The 19,995-nt window shown below is 61.1% G+C and carries 10 protein-coding genes; 3 read left to right on the top strand and 7 right to left on the bottom strand.

Going from position 1 to position 19,995, the window contains the following annotated elements; genetic code table 11:
- Positions 1-29 precede the first annotated feature (29 nt).
- Positions 30-269 (bottom strand): DUF6894 family protein, encoded by a 240-nt coding sequence (locus ABID59_RS29905; protein ID WP_148749172.1) that lies wholly within the window; start codon positions 267-269, stop codon positions 30-32.
- Between the two features lie 628 nt (positions 270-897).
- On the opposite strand from ABID59_RS29905, the gene glmS reads away from it, so the two are divergent.
- Both glmS and ABID59_RS29895 read left to right on the top strand, forming a co-directional pair.
- Positions 898-2,724: a glutamine--fructose-6-phosphate transaminase (isomerizing) gene (gene glmS / locus ABID59_RS29900; protein WP_354085743.1), complete on the top strand. Its 1,827-nt coding sequence runs from the start codon at positions 898-900 to the stop codon at positions 2,722-2,724.
- Positions 2,725-3,114: 390 nt separating this feature from the next.
- On the top strand, positions 3,115-11,517 hold the full coding sequence (locus ABID59_RS29895) for an alkaline phosphatase family protein (RefSeq protein WP_354085742.1): 8,403 nt from the start codon (positions 3,115-3,117) through the stop codon (positions 11,515-11,517).
- Positions 11,518-11,567: 50 nt separating this feature from the next.
- Here ABID59_RS29895 and ABID59_RS29890 read toward each other — a convergent pair whose 3' ends face one another.
- From ABID59_RS29890 to ABID59_RS29865, 6 genes are all read right to left on the bottom strand, one after another.
- Positions 11,568-12,377: an SDR family oxidoreductase gene (locus tag ABID59_RS29890; RefSeq protein WP_354085741.1), complete on the bottom strand. Its 810-nt coding sequence runs from the start codon at positions 12,375-12,377 to the stop codon at positions 11,568-11,570.
- 36 nt (positions 12,378-12,413) lie between these two features.
- A complete protein-coding gene (locus tag ABID59_RS29885; protein ID WP_354085740.1) occupies positions 12,414-13,484 on the bottom strand; it encodes a Gfo/Idh/MocA family protein in 1,071 nt (356 codons plus the stop codon).
- 76 nt (positions 13,485-13,560) lie between these two features.
- Positions 13,561-14,535, bottom strand: coding sequence for a Gfo/Idh/MocA family oxidoreductase (locus ABID59_RS29880; protein ID WP_354085739.1), 975 nt, complete (start codon positions 14,533-14,535; stop codon positions 13,561-13,563).
- 136 nt (positions 14,536-14,671) lie between these two features.
- The gene (gene iolE, locus ABID59_RS29875; protein ID WP_354032105.1) at positions 14,672-15,571 is read right to left on the bottom strand and encodes a myo-inosose-2 dehydratase; all 900 of its coding nucleotides are present in this window, start codon (positions 15,569-15,571) and stop codon (positions 14,672-14,674) included.
- Positions 15,572-15,616: 45 nt separating this feature from the next.
- Positions 15,617-17,458: a 3D-(3,5/4)-trihydroxycyclohexane-1,2-dione acylhydrolase (decyclizing) gene (gene iolD / locus ABID59_RS29870; RefSeq protein WP_354085738.1), complete on the bottom strand. Its 1,842-nt coding sequence runs from the start codon at positions 17,456-17,458 to the stop codon at positions 15,617-15,619.
- 118 nt (positions 17,459-17,576) lie between these two features.
- Complete coding sequence (locus tag ABID59_RS29865; protein WP_148749164.1) at positions 17,577-18,524, bottom strand: MurR/RpiR family transcriptional regulator; 948 nt, start codon at positions 18,522-18,524, stop codon at positions 17,577-17,579.
- A 461-nt stretch (positions 18,525-18,985) separates the two neighbouring features.
- Here ABID59_RS29865 and iolG point away from each other — a divergent pair, with 461 nt between their 5' ends.
- Positions 18,986-19,978: an inositol 2-dehydrogenase gene (gene iolG / locus ABID59_RS29860; RefSeq protein ID WP_354085737.1), complete on the top strand. Its 993-nt coding sequence runs from the start codon at positions 18,986-18,988 to the stop codon at positions 19,976-19,978.
- Positions 19,979-19,995 lie beyond the last annotated feature (17 nt).

The raw sequence follows: 19,995 nt of genomic DNA, 5'->3' as shown, positions 1-19,995 counted from the left end.
GGGTTCTATCAGCAGGTGCTTGCTGCAGGCTATTGCTCGACCGAAAAATGGAGGACAAACAGTGGCAGACTGGTCAGTTCAGGGCTGTCGCTCACCTCGATCCGCCAAGACGGATAGTCCTGAAATGGTCCGACGACGTCACTTCGCAAGATCTCGCGGCTCAACTCAATGGCCGCCGTCCGCGCGGCGTCGATGTCGGGGAGATCCAAGCCGAGGTCGTCTGGTACTGAGTCGCCGCCGTCGTGAACGTGGAAAAAATAGCGGGGCATTGGCGCTTCCGGAAAACGAGTGCATCCCCGGGACAAAACCAAGCGGACGTCGCAGTAGCGTCCCCGAGTGGACCTACGACGAGCTGCCATTCCACGTCCATGATCATTGTTGAGTACCTCAACGTCGAACCGGATTCTCGTGATTGACATGGATTATTGCTTCTTGCGCTCTAAGCTCACGTTGCGCCGCAATTGCCCAATTCGGCGTGTTCGGCGGCCCCGGCTTCCCTGCAAATCAGCCCCCCCGCCGGGGCCGCGATCTCTTCGAATCGAAGGTATAGCGACGGCGGAGAGCTTGCCCTGCTGATTCACTTGCAGGCGTTCGCGCCGACTCTCGGGCAGCAATCGTTGAACCGGCTCGCGTGAGGCGCCTGGCAGCACGGTCTGGGTCCGGGATCACGGATCCACCCGCCGTAATCGCATTCACAACATTGATCTGCGCCGCGCGAGCCCCTCCTCGAACAGAGGAGGGCGCTTGCCGCATTCGCTCGCTCGAGCGGAGTACCCCGCGTTTGTTGCTGCAATTCTCCCGATTCGACCGCCTCAATTTGTGCGAACCGTGTATTGGGCGACGATGATCATCGTGCGCGTGCATTTCTGATTGTCGGCGGGGCGAGGGATCTGACAAATGTGCGGAATTATCGGTATTCTAGGACGCACCGCGGTATCGGGGCGATTGATCGATTCACTCAGGCGGCTCGAATATCGGGGGTATGACTCAACGGGCCTGGCAACTCTCGATGACGGTCGTCTCGAACGCCGCCGGGCCGAAGGCAAGCTCAAGAACCTGGAGGCGCGGCTGCTTGCTGACCCACTGAGCGGTGATGCCGGAATTGGTCACACGCGCTGGGCCACGCACGGCAAGCCGACCGAGCACAATGCCCATCCACATGCGACCGAGCGCGTCGCCGTGGTACACAATGGCATCATCGAGAACTTCAGAAAACTGCGCCAGGCGCTGGAAGAGAAGGGCGCAACCTTCACGAGCGATACCGATACGGAAGTCGTCGTACATCTCGTTCATTCCTACCTGCTGATGGGCTATTCGCCTCAGGAAGCCGTGTGGGCGTCGTTGCCGCAGCTGCGTGGCGCCTTTGCCTTAGTGTTCCTTTTCAAGGGATATCGCGATCTTCTGATCGGAGCACGCAGGGGTTCGCCTCTGGCGGTGGGGTATGGCAAAGGCGAGACCTATCTCGGTTCAGATGCGATTGCACTCGCTCCCTTCGCCGACAGCATCAGCTATCTCGAGGACGGTGACTGGGTGGAGCTGTCCCGTGAGAAAGGAGTGATCCGGGACGCGAATGGTGCGGTCGTTGCCCGCGAGGTGCTGAATTCGGGCGGGGCATCGTTCGTCGCCGACAAGGCCAACTATCGCCATTTCATGGCCAAGGAGATTTGCGAGCAGCCGGACGTGGTCGGCCGCACGCTCGCCCACTATGTCGATATGAGAGTCGAGCGGGCAGCGTTGCCGATCAAGCTGCCGTTCCACTTCAGCGACGTGAGGCGCGCGACGATTACGGCCTGCGGCACCGCAAGCTATGCTGGCGCGATCGCGAAGTACTGGATCGAACAGCTGGCACATATCCCGGTTGATGTCGATATTGCCTCCGAATTCCGCTATCGCGAAGCGCCACTCCGCAGAGGCGACCTCGCGATCTTCATCTCGCAATCGGGCGAGACCGCCGACACGCTGGCGGCACTTCGCCATGCCAAGGAAAAAGGGGCGCACACCGTCTCCGTCGTGAATGTGCCGACTTCCACCATTGCGCGTGAGAGCGACATAGTGCTGCCGACGTTGGCTGGTCCGGAAATCGGCGTCGCCTCCACCAAGGCCTTCACGTGTCAACTGATGGCGCTCGCCGCCTTCGCGGTCGCTGCGGGAGCAGCGCGCGGCGAGATCTCCGCGGGCGAGGAGAAGAGGCTGGTCAGAGCGTTGATCGAAGTGCCGCGTTTGATGGCGGCAGCCCTCGCCAGCGAGCCGCAGATCGAGAAGCTGGCTCGCACCATCGCGAAAACGCGGGACGTGCTTTATCTTGGCCGCGGCACCAGCTATCCGCTGGCGCTCGAAGGTGCGCTGAAGCTGAAAGAGATCTCCTACATCCACGCCGAAGGCTATGCCGCAGGCGAACTCAAACATGGCCCGATTGCCCTGATCGATGAGAACATGCCTGTTGTGGTCATCGCGCCCTTCGACAGTCTGTTCGAAAAGACCATGTCGAACATGCAAGAGGTCGCCGCGCGCGGGGGCAGGATCATTCTGATGACTGATGCCAGGGGAGCGGCGGAGGCGGCCGTGGAGCCCGAAGCCACGGTACTGCTGCCGGACATGGTGCCGACCTTCGCGCCGATCGTCTACGCCGTTCCCATCCAGTTGCTCGCCTATCATACGGCCGTGATCATGGGCACCGATGTGGACCAGCCGCGCAATCTCGCCAAATCGGTGACGGTCGAGTAGAAGCAAATGTCCCTTGCGGCACAGTGTCTCGCGGTCGCCCGGCGTCGCCGGTAACGCAACGAAAGTGCGGGCAACACTCGGATCCGATGGGGGGAGTACTCCCTTTGGGTCGACAGAATAGTCCGTCGTCCTGCTACAAATTCCAGCTTACACGTCGTCCAATATCAAGCGACCCGCCAGAGACAGCGTTAGCTCCGAAGGCGGACAGAGATCATCTATCTGTGGGGCCGGCATGCGCATTGGCGCATCCGGAGGAAAACCTAGATTGCAAAGCTCCGCCAAACGTTGACTTGCGAACTTCACCGAATTTCGCCGCGGCCCGGCCGAATGTTACGCGGCAACGTGAATGTTCAAAAATGATGTGCAGACTCGGACAGAGGGAGCATTAAGGTGACCTATTCCTCGACCATCCAGACATCGTTTTCCGGGCCATCGACCACCAGCACCTATCCGCCGCACAACGGACTTGCCGTCGGGTCGAACTTCGTTGTGATGATCGAGGGATCGCTGATCGAATGGACGAACTTGACCGGCGGGTCGCCGACCCAGCAGTCGGTCTACAGCTTCTTCTCATCGCTGTCGCCGACCGGCGGCCTTTTCGATCAGCGCGTCGTCTACGACAGCGTCAATCAGCGCTTTGTCGCGATGATGGAGTACCTGGCGCCGGACGGCACCACCACCGCCATGGATATTGCCGTCTCCAAGGACTCAAATCCGAACGATGGCTGGACCTTCTCGCAGCTCAATACGACTGTCACGATCAACGGTCAGTCGACTGACTCTGACCGCCCGACATTGGCGGTCGACGGTTCGAACGTCTACATCTCGGCAGCACAGTACAACATCAACGTGTCCGGTTACGCCGGCACGGAAAACTGGGTGATCGGCGATACGGCCGGTGCGGGCGGTGGCATCTATGGCGGCGGCACGTTGAGCGTGACCACAAGCGAAGTCATGCCGTCGACGCAGGACATCTTTGCCGTTGCAGCCGGCAACAATGGCAAGACCTACTACGCGAGCGCCTTCTCCAGCGGAGGCCAGGTCGTCGTTGGCCTGCAGACCTACGACAAGACCACCAATAGTTTCAGCGCCACCAGCACGATCGCCCTTGGCAATATCGACCAGGGCGGCAGCTACACCGCCCAGCAGCAGGGGACGAGCCTCCTGCTCGATGCCGGCGATAACCGCATTGCCAACATGGTCTATGCCAACGGCTTCCTCTATGGAGTGGCCGAGATGAAGCCGAGCGGCTCGAGCGTGCCGCTGGTCCATTGGTTCAAGATCGACGTCAGCAATCCGAGTGCTCCGTCCCTCGTGGCACAGGGCGACATCTCCGGTGCCGCAATCGGAACCGGTGTGGCAACCTTCAATCCGTCCATCGCGGTGGACGCATCGGGCGATGTCGTCATCAATTTCACCGCCAGTGGTCCGAACATGTATCCGGCGGACTACTACGTCTTCCAGGGCGGCAGCGATCCCGCCGGTTCTTTCAGCGCGCCGGTCCTGTATCAGGCGAGTACCAGTTTCTTCAACTCGGGCGATGGAAGCAGCGTGCAGCCATGGGGCTCCAATTCATCAGCCACCGTCGACCCCAACAATCCGAATTCGTTCTGGATATCGAATGAATACGTCGCCAGCGGCTGGTGGCAGACGTCGGTCGCCCGGATCGCCATCCAGAACTCCGTGGCAACCGGCCCGACGATTGCCTCGATTGCCGCTTCCGGGACCGGGATCACCAACGGCGGCGGCGATCTCAATGCCGGCAAGCTGGTTACGCTGACGGTCAACTTCAGTGCGGCCGTGACGGTCAACACCACCGGCGGCGCACCGACGCTGACCCTCAACGATGGCGGCACGGCGAGCTATACCGGCGGTTCGGGCGGCACTGCGCTTACCTTCAGCTACACGGTGGCGGCAGGCCAGAACACCGCCGATCTCGTCATCTCGTCGTTCAACCTTAACGGCGCGAGCATCACCGATGGCGGCAGCCACGCCGCTAACCTGTCAGGCGCCACCAACTACAATCCGACCGGCACCCTTCAGATCGACACGACCGCGCCTACGATTGCCTCGATCGTTGCGACCGGCACCGGAATCACCAACGGCACCGGCAATGTGAACACCGGCGCGGTCGTCACCTTGACCGTCAATCTCAGCGAGGCCGTGACGGTCAACACCACCGTTGGCGCACCGACGCTGACCCTCAACGATGGCGGCACGGCGAGCTATACCGGCGGCTCGGGCAGCACCGCGCTCACCTTCAGCTACACGGTGGCGGCGGGCCAGGCCACGTCCGATCTCGCCATCTCGGCGTTCAACCTCAACGGCGCGGTCATCAGCGACGGCGCCGGCAACGGCGCCAACTTGGCCGGCGCGACCAACTACAATCCCGCCGGCATCCTGCAGGTCAACCCGACGGCACCGACGGTTGCTTCGATCGCGGCCTCGGGCACCGGCATTACCAGCGGCGCCGGCGATCTCAACGCGGGCAAGGCGGTCACGCTGACCGTGAACTTCAGTGCGGCCGTGACGGTCAACACCAGCGGCGGCGCACCGACGCTGACCCTCAACGATGGCGGCACGGCGAGCTACACCGGTGGCTCGGGCGGCACTGCGCTCACCTTCAGCTACACGGTGGCGGCAGGCCAGAACACCGCCGATCTCGTCATCTCGTCGTTCAACCTTAACGGCTCGAGCATCACAGATGGCGGCAGCAACGCCGCTAACCTGTCAGGTGCCACCAACTATAATCCGACCGGCACCCTGCAGATCGACACGACCGCGCCTACGATTGCCTCGATCGTTGCGACCGGCACCGGCATCACCAATGGCAGCGGCAATGTGAGCACCGGCCAGGTCGTCGCATTGACCGTCAATCTCAGCGAAGCGGTGACGGTCAACACCACCGGTGGCGCACCGACGCTGACCCTCAATGATGGTGGCACGGCGAGCTATACCGGCGGCTCAGGCAGCGCAGCGCTCACCTTCAGCTACACGGTGGCGGCGGGCCAGACCACGTCTGATCTCGCCATCTCGTCGCTCAACCTCAACGGCGCGGTCATCAGCGACGGCGCCGGCAACGGCGCCAACTTGGCCGGCGCGACCAACTACAATCCCGCCGGCACCCTGCAGGTCAACCCGGCCACCACCGCCAGACCTAGCCACATCGTCGTCCTTTCCCTGGAAAACGAGAACTACTCCGACATCGTAGGTAGTTCCCAGGCGCCTTACCTGAACTCGCTGATCGCTCAGGGGATGCTCCTCACCAATTACTACGGTGTGACCCATCCGAGCCAGCCCAACTACATTGCCCTGTTTTCCGGCTCGACGCAGGGCGTCACCAACAACGGCACCTTTCCCCAACTTCCGGCCAGCGTACCGACGCTGGCGAGCACGCTCGCCGCTAGCGGTTACACCTTCGGCGGTTATGCCGAAACCACGGCGGATCCCGAACGCCAACCGTGGATCCACTTCGCCAATTCGGCCAACGATGGTCACGATTTCAGCGCTTTCCCTCAGACCGCGGCCGGCTTCGCCAACCTTCCGACGGTTTCCTATGCTTCGCCCAACGACGCCGACAACATGACGCCGACAAGCGACAACGGCGGCGGGATTCCGGCGGGCGACGCCTGGGTCCAGGCCAATCTCTCTGCCTACGCGGCCTGGGCGCAGGCCAACAATTCGCTGCTGATCGTCACCTTCGACGAAAACAACACCAATCCGGCGGTGACCTACCCCAATCACGTTGCGGCAATCGTCGTCGGCGGAGGCGTTCCGGCAGGGGCCGTCAACGACTCGCCGGCTGACCCCTATTCCCTGCTTGCCACGATCGAAAGCCTTTACGGGGCTGCGCCGATCGGCGCCAGCGCCGGCGTACCGGCACTCAACTTCTATTCGTCGACGCCGGCGAGGGCGTCCGCCTCGGTCACTCGCTCATTTTCCGGATTGTCCGACCGGACCAACAATCCGCCCCAAAATGCGTTAGCGGTAGGGCCGAATTACATTTTCACCGCGGAGACCACGCACTACGAGATAACCGACCTTAGCGGCAATCCAATTGTATCCAACGGATCATTGTATAGCTTGTTCTCGTCGCTTGGCGGCACGCTTGACAACAGCCTCCTCGATGCGCGCGCCGTCTATGACAGTTCGACCGGCCGCTATGTGGTCACTGTGGATAATTTTCAACCAGGAGGCGGGAACTTCGCCACCAATATCGACGTCGCCGTGTCGGTCGATAGCAATCCGAGCGACGGCTGGTATTTGGCTTCGATCGACACGTCCAACGGCACCACGACCCAATCGGACATGCCCTATCTGTCGGTCAGCAACGGCAAAATCTATATCTCCACGCCCGAATTTCTAGACGCGGGAGGCGGCTACAACAATGGCGAATTCGTCGTCAACGAAAGCAGGGTAATAGCCGCTGGAAACGGCGCGATCACGCCTGACGCCAGCAGTAGCGTACCTGGGACCGCCGGCATCATGCGCAACGTCGCCGGCGACAACGGGGTGACCTACTATTTGAGCGCCCATTCGACCGCGAGGGAAACCGCGCTCGCATATCAAACGTACGATCCAACGCATGGCTTCAGCGGGACCCAAACGATCTTCCTCGGCGACGCCGATGTGGGAGGGGGCGGAAGCGACTACACCGCCGCGCAGTTGGGCACGACCAAGAGGATCGGCATTAACGACGGGCGCATCCAAAGCCTTGCCTACACTTCCTCGGGAGGACACAATTACGTCTATGGCGTGAGCGAAGCCATGCCGACCGCAGGGGGGGTCGCTCAAATCGAGTGGTTCAAGCTCGATGTCACCGATCCCACGAATCCGCAATTTGTCATCGGGAACGTCATTTCCGGCGCGTCCATCGGCACGGGTGTCGCCGTGTTCGATCCTTCGATTGCGGTCGACAAGAACGGCGACGTGCTCATCAATTTCTCGGCCTCGGGGCCGAACATGTATCCTTCCGACTACTACATGGTGCTCGGCGCCGGCGCTTCCGCTTTCAGCGGCCCGACGCTTTACCAGGCGAGCACCACGTTTCTTGATACCGGAAGTCTGAACGACCAGCGTTGGGGGACCTATTCGACCGCAATAGCCGATCCGAACAACGCAAACGGATTCTGGATATCGAACGAATACGTGGCCAACGGCTGGTGGCAGACTGTGGTCGCTCAGATCGCCGTCCAGGGTTCCGCGGCAACGGCGCCGACGGTTGCCTCGATCGCGTCCTCGGGCAGCGGCATCACCAGCGGCGCCGGCGATCTCAATGCCGGCAAGCTGGTTACGCTGACGGTCAACTTCAGTGCGGCCGTGACGGTCAACACCACCGGCGGTGCACCGACGCTGACCCTCAACGATGGCGGCACGGCGAGCTATACCGGCGGTTCGGGCGGCACTGCGCTCACCTTCAGCTACACGGTGGCGGCAGGCCAGAACACCGCCGATCTCGTCATCTCGTCGTTCAACCTTAACGGCGCGAGCATCACCGATGGCGGCAGCCACGCCGCTAACCTGTCAGGCGCCACCAACTACAATCCGACCGGCACCCTTCAGATCGACACGACGGCGCCGACGATTGCCTCGATCGTTGCGACCGGCACCGGCATCACCAACGGCAGCGGCAATGTGAATACCGGCGCGGTCGTTACCTTGACCGTCAATCTCAGCGAGGCCGTGACGGTCAACGCCACCGGTGGCGCACCGACGCTGACCCTCAATGATGGTGGCACGGCGAGCTATACCGGTGGCTCGGGCAGCACCGCACTCACCTTCAGCTACACAGTGGCGGCGGGCCAGACCACGTCCGATCTCGCCATCTCGGCGCTCAACCTCAACGGCGCCGTCGTCAACGACGGCGCCGGCAACGCCGCCAATCTGTCGGGCGCCACCAACTACAATCCCGCCGGCATCCTGCAGGTCAACCCGACGGCACCGACGGTTGCCTCGATCGCGGCCTCGGGCACCGGCATCACCAGCGGCGCCGGCGATCTCAACGCGGGAAAGGCGGTCACGCTGACCGTGAACTTCAGCGCGGCCGTGACGGTCAATACCACGGGGGGCACCCCGAGGCTCACCCTCAACGACGGCGGCACGGCAAGCTACACCGGCGGCTCGGGGAGCACGGCGCTCACCTTCAGCTACACGGTTGCGGCAGCCCAGAATACCGCCGATCTCATCGTCTCATCGCTCACCCTCAACGGCGCGACGATCACCGGTGGCAACGGCATTGCTGCCAATCTGACGGCGGCCACCAACTACAATCCGGCCGGCACGTTACAGATCGACACGACGGCGCCGACGATTGCCTCGATCGTTGCGACCGGCACCGGTATCACCAACGGCACCGGCAATGTGAATACTGGAGCGGTCGTCACCTTGACGGCCAATCTGAGCGAGGCGGTGACGGTCAACACCACCGGCGGCACGCCGACGCTCGCCCTCAACGATGGCGGCACGGCGAGCTATACCGGCGGCTCGGGCAGCACCGCGCTCACCTTCAGCTACACGGCCGCGGCGGGGCAGACCACAGCCGATCTCGCCATCTCGGCGTTCAACCTCAACGGCGCGGTCGTCAACGACGGAGCCGGCAATGTTCTCAATCTGGCGGGCGCCACCAATTACAATCCGACCGGCATCCTGCAGGTCAACAGGCCGCCCGCGACGATTGCCTCGATCGCGACCTCCGGCACTGGCATCACCAACGGCGTCGGCGATCTCAATGCCGGCAAGGTGGTCACGCTGACGGTCAACTTCAGTGCGGCCGTGACGGTGAATACCGCCGGGGGCGCCCCGAGGCTCACTCTCAACGATGGCGGCACGGCAACCTACACCGGCGGTTCGGGGAGCACTGCGCTCACCTTCAGCTACACAGTCGCGGCAGGCCAGAACACCGCCGATCTCATCGTCTCATCGCTCACCCTCAACGGCGGAACTATCATCGACGGCAACGGCAACGTCGCCAATCTGGTGGGCGCCACCAACTCCAACCCGGTCGGAATCCTGCAGATCGACACGACGGCGCCGACAATCGCCTCGATCGTCGCGACCGGCACCGGCATCACCAACGGCACCGGCAGTGTGAACACCGGCCAAGTCGTCACCTTGACCGTCAATCTCAGTGAGGCCGTCACAGTCAACACCACCGGCGGCACGCCGACGCTCACCCTCAACGATGGCGGCACGGCGAGCTACACCGGTGGCTCCGGCGGCACCGCGCTCACCTTCAGCTACACGGTCGCGGCAGGCCAGACCACGTCCGATCTCGCCATCTCGTCTTTGAACCTCAACGGTGGGGCGATCAACGACAGACCCGGCAACGCCGCCAACTTGTCTGGCGCCGCCAACTACAATCCCACCGGCACCCTGCAGGTCAACCCGACCACGACCACCACTGGCGTACCGAAGTACAGCCATATCGTGGTCGTCGTTGAAGAAAACCACAACTATGACCAGATCGCCGGCAATAGCCAAGCACCTTACATCAACAGCCTCATGGCCGGCGGCGCATCGCTAACCAACATGACGTCGGAGGCTCATCCAAGCCAGCCGGACTATTTCGCCCTCTATGCCGGCTCGACATTCGGTACAACCGACGACAACTCCTACAGCCTCCCGGACCCAACACTTTACACGGTCTTGCACAACGCGGGTCTCTCGTTCACGGGCTATGTGGACGAGGGCGGGATCGGCAGTGACTTCAATCATGACCCCTGGGTTTCATTCCCGGAGGGGCGCACGGTTCAAACGGATTTCACCAGCTTCCCGGCGCTTTTTGCCAACGGCAATTATTCGAGCCTGCCGACTGTCTCGTTCGTCATTCCCAGCGTGAGCAACGACATGCACGACGGGACGATCGCCCAGGGTGATACATGGCTTCAGCAAAACCTGGGCGGCTATGCTCAGTGGGCGGTCAACAACAATTCGCTGCTGATCGTGACCTGGGACGAAAATGACGATTCGACTTCCGAGGCTGCTTCCAATCAGGTTCCAACTCTCTTGTATGGCGCCAACGTGGTCGCGGGAAACTACGGCGCCGCCTACAATCACTACAATGTTCTGAGCACGATCACTGATTCATTGGGCTTGACCGCTCCCAACAACGCCGCGACAGCGGCGCCCATTCAAGTGTTTGGGACAGCTGCCGGTGGGGCCGCGCTGGCCGCAGTGGATCAGGACGCGGGGCCCGAGGTCCCGGCACTGACCATCAGCAACACCTCGCTGACCGTGCAGGCCGGAGGATCCGTGGCGTTGGGCATCACCGCGACGCCCGTCGACTCCGACGACAAACTGTCGCTGACGATCAGCGGCTTGCCCAGTTACGAGTCGATCACAGCCCCAGCCGGAAACACTGTGACGAGCAGCCTTCAATCCAACGGAACCTATACCTGGTCCATTACCGAGGGCTCCTCCACGACAGGCAATCCACTCACCGGGCTGACGCTGTCGTCGAGCTATACGGGCACCGACCACCCGGTCGCTACGTTCACGGTAACGGCGAGCAACACAACTACGGGCGAAACCGCGACGTCGGTGGCGCAGACCATGCAAGTGACCGATCCTCCGGCGCCAACGTCGGGTGCAGCGCAGTCTTCATCGGCTGGCCCGAATGACCATTCGAGCGGGGATGCGGGGCATATTGGTCGCCTTGCAGCCATGATGGATCAATTCGCGGCAGCCGCCAGGTTGCCCGGAGACGCCTCTGGCCCGATCCACCAGGCATTTTATCCGACCGGCTGCTTGCAGGACCCGGCGTTGCTGGCTGCTCCCCATTTTCACACGGGATGAGCACGGTGGATCCGGTCACCCGCTCGGTGGAAAGGATTGCGGCGATCAATCTAGAGCGCAGACTCGGGCTGTGGCGAGGAGCCGTATGCACCCCAGATCGACTGGTCGTAGTTCACCATGGACCCCGTCATCAGACCTGACTCATCCGTCGACAGAAAGGCAACGGCACGCGCAACCTCATGGGGGTCAATGAGACGGCCAAATGGTTGAGCGGCCGACGCCTGTTTGAGCCAATCCGAGCTTGCACCATGATGCTCGATCTGAGTCCGGTCTTCGCCTTCGGTGGCCATCCATCCGATATTCAGCCCGTTGACGCGGATACGATTGCGCATGACGGCATAGGCCGTATTTTCCGTAAGTGTTGCCAGGGCGCCTTTTGACGAGCAATAGGCGGCGATGAACGGTTGGCCGGCTTTGGCCGACATCGAACCAATATTCACGATGTTGCCCGCGATCTTTTCACGGCGCATGATCTTGATCGTTTCCTGCATCAGGAAAAATGGGCCGCGAACGTTGACATTGAAGATCCTGTCGAACAATTCAGGCGACGTATCGAGGATCGTGCCGCGATCTGTTACTCCAGCGGCATTCACCAGTACGTCGATGCGGCCGAATTCTGCGTCGGCCTTTGCTATGACGGTCCGGCAATGTTCGACCTTGCCCAAATCGGCGGCGACAAATACAACCCTCGTGCCGGTTGCGTCCTGAATTTCTCTGGCTTTCGTCTGGCCTTTTGCTGCCGAGCGACCGCAAGTCACGATGCCGGATGCGCCACGATCGGCAAACAACCTCGCGATGGCTGCGCCGAGCCCCTGCGTGCCACCAGTAATGACCGCAATTTTTCCAGTCAGTCCGCTCATGACGATGTCCTTCGATTTGGTAACCGGCCGTAGCAATCAGACAACGAGGCGACGATCAGTTACGGGAGTAAGCCGCACCATGTCGGGGGTCGGGTGGCGAGAGCGCGGTTGAGCCGAAATCGCTTGCGGTACCCCGGTTGAAGCGGCCCGTTGAATGGCGAGCAGTGCGCGCATGTCCGCCAAGCCCTCGTCGCCATCCGCTTCAGGCGGCGTTCCCGATCTGATGCAGTCCGAGAAATACGCGACCTGCGCGCCAAAATGATCGATTTGCGGAAACCGGGTCTCGGCGATCTTTCCGTCACTGCGCAGCCGCAGCCGTGTCGCAGTCTCGAATCTGAAGCCAGGATCGAGCTCCAGGTCGCCCGTCGTTCCCACGACCCGATAATTGTCGACCGCCGCTGCCGCGAAGCTGGCGACGAATTGGGCGAGGCCGCCCGAGGGAAATCGCAGCGTTGCAGCCACCGAGGCGTCCACCTCGCCAAAGCGCGGGTCGTCGACCGGCCGGTGCGCCGTCGCTATGGCTTCGATCGGCTCTTCCGCAAAGATGTGACGGGCGGCGTTGATGCAATAGACGCCGACGTCCTGAAGCGGGCCACCCCAGGCCGTCGCTTGCAACCGATGATTCCCCAGAGACGTCTGGAAGCTGAACACCGACTGAAAGAACAGCGGTCGGCCGATGGCGTTGGCGCGGATGTGTTCGAGAACGGCGACGGTTCCCGGTTCGTGGTGCAGCCGGTACGCGGTCATCAGAAACACGTTGGCGCTGCGCGCCGCGGCGATCATGGCGAGCGCTTCGTCCTCGCTCACGGCGAGCGGCTTCTCGACCATGACGTGCTTGCCGGCGCGTGCGGCCCGAATGGCGTAATCGGCATGCATGTGGTTCGGCAGGGCGATGTAGACCACGTCGATCCCGGGGCTGGCGATCAGGGCGTCGTAGCCGTCATAGCCGACAACCGTGCCAATGCCGTAAAAGTCCGCGAGGCGCGCTGCCTTGGCGCGGTCGCCGGTCACGATGGCCGCAACCCGCGAATTTCCCGACTGAACCACGCCGGGCAGGAACGCTTGCTGCGAAATCCAGCCGGCGCCGACGACGGCATAATTGATCATCAATTCTCTCCCTGATGTCGCCGATGGAACGCCTGAAAGGGGATGAAACGTCTCGCCTGTGGTTTGGCGTATGGGTTCAGTCGTACAACGACGGACGTGACGGGTATCTCAACGTCGTCGCATGGTTCTCGGTTAGACCTGCTGCGATCTGCTCGGCGATGGCCGAGGCCATGTAGCCGTCCCAGGCGCTTGCCCCGACCGGAATTTCTGTCGTCACCGCGCCAATCCAGTCGGTCAATTGCCTGCGATAGGCGTCGCCAAAGCGCGGAATCCAATTGCCGGGATAGGAGACTCCGCCAATGCGGTCCTTGTTGCGCATCGTGAGCGAGGGCAGAGCCAGCGCGATCGTTCCTTCCCGACCCACCAGTTCGGCATGGACATGATAGCCGTAGGCGGCGTTGATATTGACCTCGGTCGACACGATCTCGTCGCGGTCGGTCCGCATCGTGATCATCAGCGGTTCGCCGCCGGGCCCGCTGGCGACATGAGCCGAGACCATTTCCGATCCGGTCAGCCATCGGCTGATGTCGATCTCATGCACGAATGAATTCGTCACTGCCATCGGTCCGGTAAACCACTCCGGCGCGCTGACGTTTCGGTGGACGTTGTGCAGCAAGACGGTTGCGCCCACAGCGCCTTCGTCCTTTATCCGCTTCATCTCCTGATAGCCGGGATCAAACCGCCGCATATAGCCGACCTGGATCAGCCTGCGCTTCAATGCGACTTCAGTCTGAACCACGCGCAGGGCTTCCGCCGCGGAGAAAGCCAGCGGCTTTTCGCACAGGACGGGCTTGCCCGCCTCCAGGCAGGCCAAGGTCATCTCCGCATGCGTCCCGTCCGGCGATGCGACGATCACCGCTTCAATGCGGTCTGAGGCGATCAGAGATCGAGGGTCAGGAAAGACAGTGGCGCCCGCCGCGGCCGCTTGCGCGCGGGCGGCGTCGGCGTCGAAGACCCCCGCCAGATGCGCGCCGGGGATCTCGCGGCTGACAAGACGCGCATGTTCCGAACCCATCACGCCCGTTCCAATGACACCTACACCAACGCCCATTTCCTTGCTCCTTCAGGCTTCCCCGGCCCAACGCCTTCGGACACGTTCGATCCGTTCGCAGTCGTGCTCCCGGGCAATCGCCGCACTGAGTCCCCGGGTCACGCGGCGATCATGCGCAGCTTGCGATCCCGGCGATTCATCGAACGACCTCATAGCCAGCCAAGGCCATGACGCGCACCAGCTCCGCGTGTCCTTTTTTTGCCATTGCGAGCGGTGGATTGATCTTCGGATCCTGCTCGGCCTCGACGACGAACCAGCCCTCGTAGCCGTAGGAGGCCAGTCGTCCGACGATCGAGGCGAAGTCGAGCGAGCCGTCGCCAGGCACCGTGAAGGCGCCCTTGACGACCGCGTCGAGAAAACTCTCTCTGGTGCGGTCAAGCTTGTCGATCACATCCATGCGCACATCCTTGGTGTGAACATGCGTAATGCGCTTGTGGTGCTTGTCGATGACGCGCATGACGTCGCCGCCGGCAAAAGCCATGTGGCCTGCATCAAACAGCAGCGGGATGCCTTCGCCGGAATGTCTCATGAACATGTCGAGTTCCGGCTCGGTCTCGATCACAGCGGCCATATGGTGGTGATAGGATAGCGGCATGCCCTGCTCGGCGCACCATTCGCCGAACTTCGTCATCTTGTGGGCATAGACCTTGATTTCGTCCTCCGAAAGCTTGGGCTTCGTTGCCAGAGGCCTCGAACGATCGCCCTGAACAGTGCGTGCGCATTCGCCGTAAACGATGCAGGGGGCGTTGACAGCCTTGAACAACGCCATTTGCTCGGTGACGCGTTGCTTTTCCTGTTCCAAATCGCCATCGAGCAACAGACCGGAGAACCAGCCGCCGCATACCTTCATTCTGTGGGCTTTCAGGACGGGGCCAAGCACGTTCGCGTCCATCGGAAAACGGCGGCCGGTCTCCATGCCGGTGAAGCCGGCCTCGCTCGCCTGACGCAGACATTCTTCGAGCGAAACATCATCGCTCAGCTCCTCCAGGTCGTCATTCCACCACGCGATCGGAGCGATACCCAATTTCGCCTTCATAGGAGTCTCCGGGAGTTAAACCGCTTGTCACTTGCGCAAACGGCGCTAAACGCCGACACGCTGTTTTTTGCGGCCGTCCAGTTGGCCTTTCGAGGCCTCGAGAACGCCCTCGCGGGCGCTGACTTGCGGCACGCCGACATCCCACCAGGCATCGCCGGGCGTCCAGGTGAAAGCGTCGGAGACGATGGTCAATACCGTGGTACGATCGGTGCTCAAGGCCCAATCCATGGCAGCACCGAGCTCGGCGAGGCTTTCGACCTTTCGCGCGAGCGCTCCCATGGATTCGGCGTGCCTGGCAAAGTCCACGGCGAACGGTTGCTTGACGCGGCAATCCTTGATCAGGTTGTTGAAGCTTGCGCCGCCCTTGTCGTTCTGCAGGCGATTGATCACGGCATAGCCGCCATTGTCGCAAACGATCACGATGATCTTGTGGCCGGTAAGAACGGTTGAATAGATATCCGAGTTCATCATCATATAGGTCCCGTCACCCACCATGACGATCGGGACGCGGGTTGAGTCGGCCATGGCCGCGCCCCATCCAGCCGCAATTTCATAGCCCATGCAGGAGAAACCGAATTCGCAGTCGAAAGTATTGGGGCTTTTGACGCGCCAGTTCTTCATCACTTCGCCGGGCAGGCCGCCGGCGGCAGCTATGAGATAGTCGCGCTCGCCGGCATGCGAACTGACGATGCCAACCACCTGCGCATAGGTTGGAATGGGTTCGTTCGTGGGCCTCTGATAGGAATCGAGCGCAGCGTTCCATTTCGCAAACTCGGATTTGCCGTGATTGGTCCATGTGACGTCGGACTTCCACCCTTTGAGGGAAGCTGCCAGTTCAGCAACGGTCTCGCGTGCGTCGCCGATCACCGCGAGGGCTTGATGCTTGGTTGCGTCGAAGCGCGCTGCGTTGATCGAGACGAATTTCGCGTCCGGCGCGAAGCAAGTCCATGAGCCGGTGGTAAAATCCATCAAGCGGGTGCCGATAGCCAGAATGATATCGGCTTCAGCTGCGAGAGCATTGGCCGAGGTCGAGCCAACGATGCCGATCGGACCGATATGAGCTGGGTGATGGTGCGTGAACGCACCTTTGCCCGCGATGGTTTCGGCAACCGGAATGCCGTGCTCCGTTGCAAAAGCGCCAAGAACTTCTTCGGCGCCGGAATAGCGCACGCCTCCGCCTGAAATGATCAGCGGTCGTTTGGCGCTCTTGAGAATTTCGAGCGCCTGAGCCAGACGATCCTTGTCGGCGCGCGGACGTGCAATGGCATGGACGGTTGGCTTGAAAAAGGCTTCCGGGTAGTCCCAGGCCATTTCCTGCACGTCCTGCGGCAGCGCGATGAAAGCCGGGCCGCAATCCGCCGGATCGAGCAGGACAGCGACAGCCTGCGGCAGCGACGAGATGATCTGTTCCGGGTGGGTAATGCGATCCCAATAACGCGTCACGGCACGAAAGGCGTCATTGACGTTGATCGAGGGGTCACCGAAGTGCTCGACCTGTTGCATGACCGGATCGGGGCGGCGATTTACGAATGTATCACCGGACAGCAGCAAGACCGGCAGGCGGTTGGAATGGGCAACTCCGGCGGCAGTTACCATGTTCAGTGCGCCGGGACCGATCGAGGAGGTGGCGACCATGACCTGGCGGCGACGTTTGGCCTTGGCGAAGCCTATGGCGGCAAGCGCCATCGATTGCTCATTCTGACCGCGCCAGGTCGGCAGGGTATCTTTTACGGCTTCCAGGGCTTCCGACAGACAGGTGACATTGCCATGGCCAAAAATGGCAAAGACGCCGGGAAAAAGCATCTCCTTTCTGCCATCAATGATCGTAAACTGATTGCACAGATAGCGAACCAGGGCCTGCGCCATGGTGCAGCGAACCGTCGACATGCGCGTTCCTCCCGAAATTCTCGATCACCTTCGATGGTGCATATTCGGTTTCGGGAATATTTATTGTCATTTCGTGCTTTTAGCAAGATAAATTGCTAAAACGCCGGAGCGCTCAATATCATCGCCTGGAAGAATGCCTTTGCTGCCGTGTTTGCGCGACAGTTCGATTGCGCGCCATCTCGGTCACCGTCGGAATTCGTGGCGTCGAGTCCCGGCCTGGCTGAAGCAGGGCGGCAGTTGCCATCGCAATACACTGGACCAAGCACATCGGTGCCGCGAGCGACCTGGAGAACAGATATTCGTCCTCCGGAATCGTGAAGAGTGTCCGGGCGTCTTTTGCGAGGGGCGACAATTGGCTGTCGGTAATGGCTATGATGTAAGTTCCGTTGGCTACGGCCACCTCGGATATGACGACGACTTCTTTTGCATAATGTCGAAATGCGATTGCGATCAGGACGTCGCGGTCGGTCATGGTCGTCGCCATTTCCTGCGCCAGGCCACCGGCAGGATCGAGAAGGACGACACGGCGGCGCAGCATCGTCAGAAGATACCTGAGCAACGATGCAATAGGTTCGGATCGGAGTTGTCCGGCAATGTAAATCGTTTCCGCCTGCACGAGCAGCTTGGCGGTGTCGGCGAGGGTTTTTTCCGATATGACTTCGAGAAGATCTTGAAGTGCCGCCATGTCGCGCACGACCAGATCCCGCAAATAGCCGAGACTGCCGTGGTCCTTATTTCGTGAAAGTTCACTTTCGAGAGCGCTGATGCGCTCCCGAAATCCGGGGGCGGCAGTGGCAAGTCTGGTTTGAAAAACAGATTGCAGCTGTTTGAAGCCGGAGTAGCCGAGGCTCTGCGCGAAGCGGACGAGGCTCGATGGATGAGTCCGGCATTTGGCGGCGACGGCATTGATCGATTCGAGTGCCACCACATTCGGATTCTGCGTCAGGAATCTCGCGATCTGCTGAAATCCGGTCGATAAGTTTGGGTATTCGCGAGTGATCAGATTGACGATCCCCTCATAATTTTTCGGGATTGTTGCTGCTGGTCCGCTGCGCTTGGTTGGCATTCTCATTCCTCGCCTGCGATTTCCATCACCCGCCTGAAAATCATTTCTTTGGCGTATCTCGGAATCCGCGTGGTTCATCAGTGTCAAAAAAGTTCATTTGTCGATCGTGAAATTATTGTTGCAAAAGTAGAATTAAGCAACGATAATTGTTTAGGGCGTATGGAATGCGCCGACAACAGAATTCGAAATGAGGAAACGTCGCTGAAGTCGCAAGAGCGGATTTGCTCGCCGTAAGAACAGTAGACCCGCATAGGCGGTTGCGATCACGGGAGGTAGGCCTGACAGATAGATTCATCGCGTCCCGACCTTGCGCCAACGTGTCGGCTCCTGAGCTTCAATAGCCGCGGAACGTTGTGCAGGACGAGGTTACCCGCGTCACACCAGTGTCCTTTGCGTCAGCGCATCAATGCGGGTTTGGCGAAGGAAGTCGCTCAACCCCAGGATAGGCCGGAGTTTCCTACATGTTGCGAGTTGCGGTTCTTGGCGCTGGGCGAATTGGGAAAATCCATGCGGCCAACGTGGCGGGAAATCCCAGGGCAAAGCTTGTGACAGTTGCCGATCCATACGGCACTGCAGCTAAGGAGTTGGCGGATCGCCTCGGTTGCGAGGCCTCGCTTGATCCCGGCGCGGCGATCGAGCGAGGCGATGTCGATGCCGTCATCATCGGCACGCCGACGGATACTCATGTCAGCTTGATGCTGCATGCAGTGCGGAACGGAAAGGCCGTACTTTGCGAGAAGCCGATCGACCTCGACATCACCAAAGTGGACGCTGCTGTCCTTGAGGTCGAGCGGCTCAACGGCCGCGTCATGGTGGCATTCAACCGCCGCTTCGATCCAAGCGCCCGACAGCTCCGCAGATCGATCGACGACGGTGAAATCGGCGATGTGCGGCAGGTCATCATCAGCAGCCGGGACCCGGGAACGCCGCCGCGCGAGTACGTACGTCACTCCGGCGGAATCTTTCGCGATATGGTGATTCACGATTTCGACATGGCGCGCTGGCTGCTCGGCGAAGAGCCGATCGAGGTCATGGCGACGGCGAGCCGACTTGTCGATCCGGGATTGGCTGAGTTCGACGATTTCGACACGCTCATGGTTCAGATGCGCACGGCTTCGGGTCGGCAATGTCATATCAACTGCTGCCGCGAAGCGGTCTATGGCTATGATCAACGGATGGAAATCTTTGGATCGACTGGAATGCTGCTGAACGAGAATCTGCGGCCGACCACGGTCCGGCGTTGGGGTAAGGCCGGGACAGAAGCGCGCGACCCGCTCCTGAATTTCTTTCTGGAGCGATATGCCGAGGCCTACAAGGCGGAATTCGATCAATTTGCCGATGCGCTCGAAAGCGGTTCGCCACTGCCTACGACCCCGCATGACGGGCGCCAGGCGCTTCGTTTGGCCGACTGCGCTCTTGAGTCCGCCCTGACGGGCCGAGCCGTCAAAGTTTGATCAGAATGGGATCGGGA

Origin of the sequence: Bradyrhizobium sp. S3.3.6, from assembly GCF_040546905.1 — a bacterium.
Lineage (GTDB): Bacteria > Pseudomonadota > Alphaproteobacteria > Rhizobiales > Xanthobacteraceae > Bradyrhizobium > Bradyrhizobium cytisi.
This window is presented reverse-complemented; position numbering and strand designations above follow the sequence as displayed.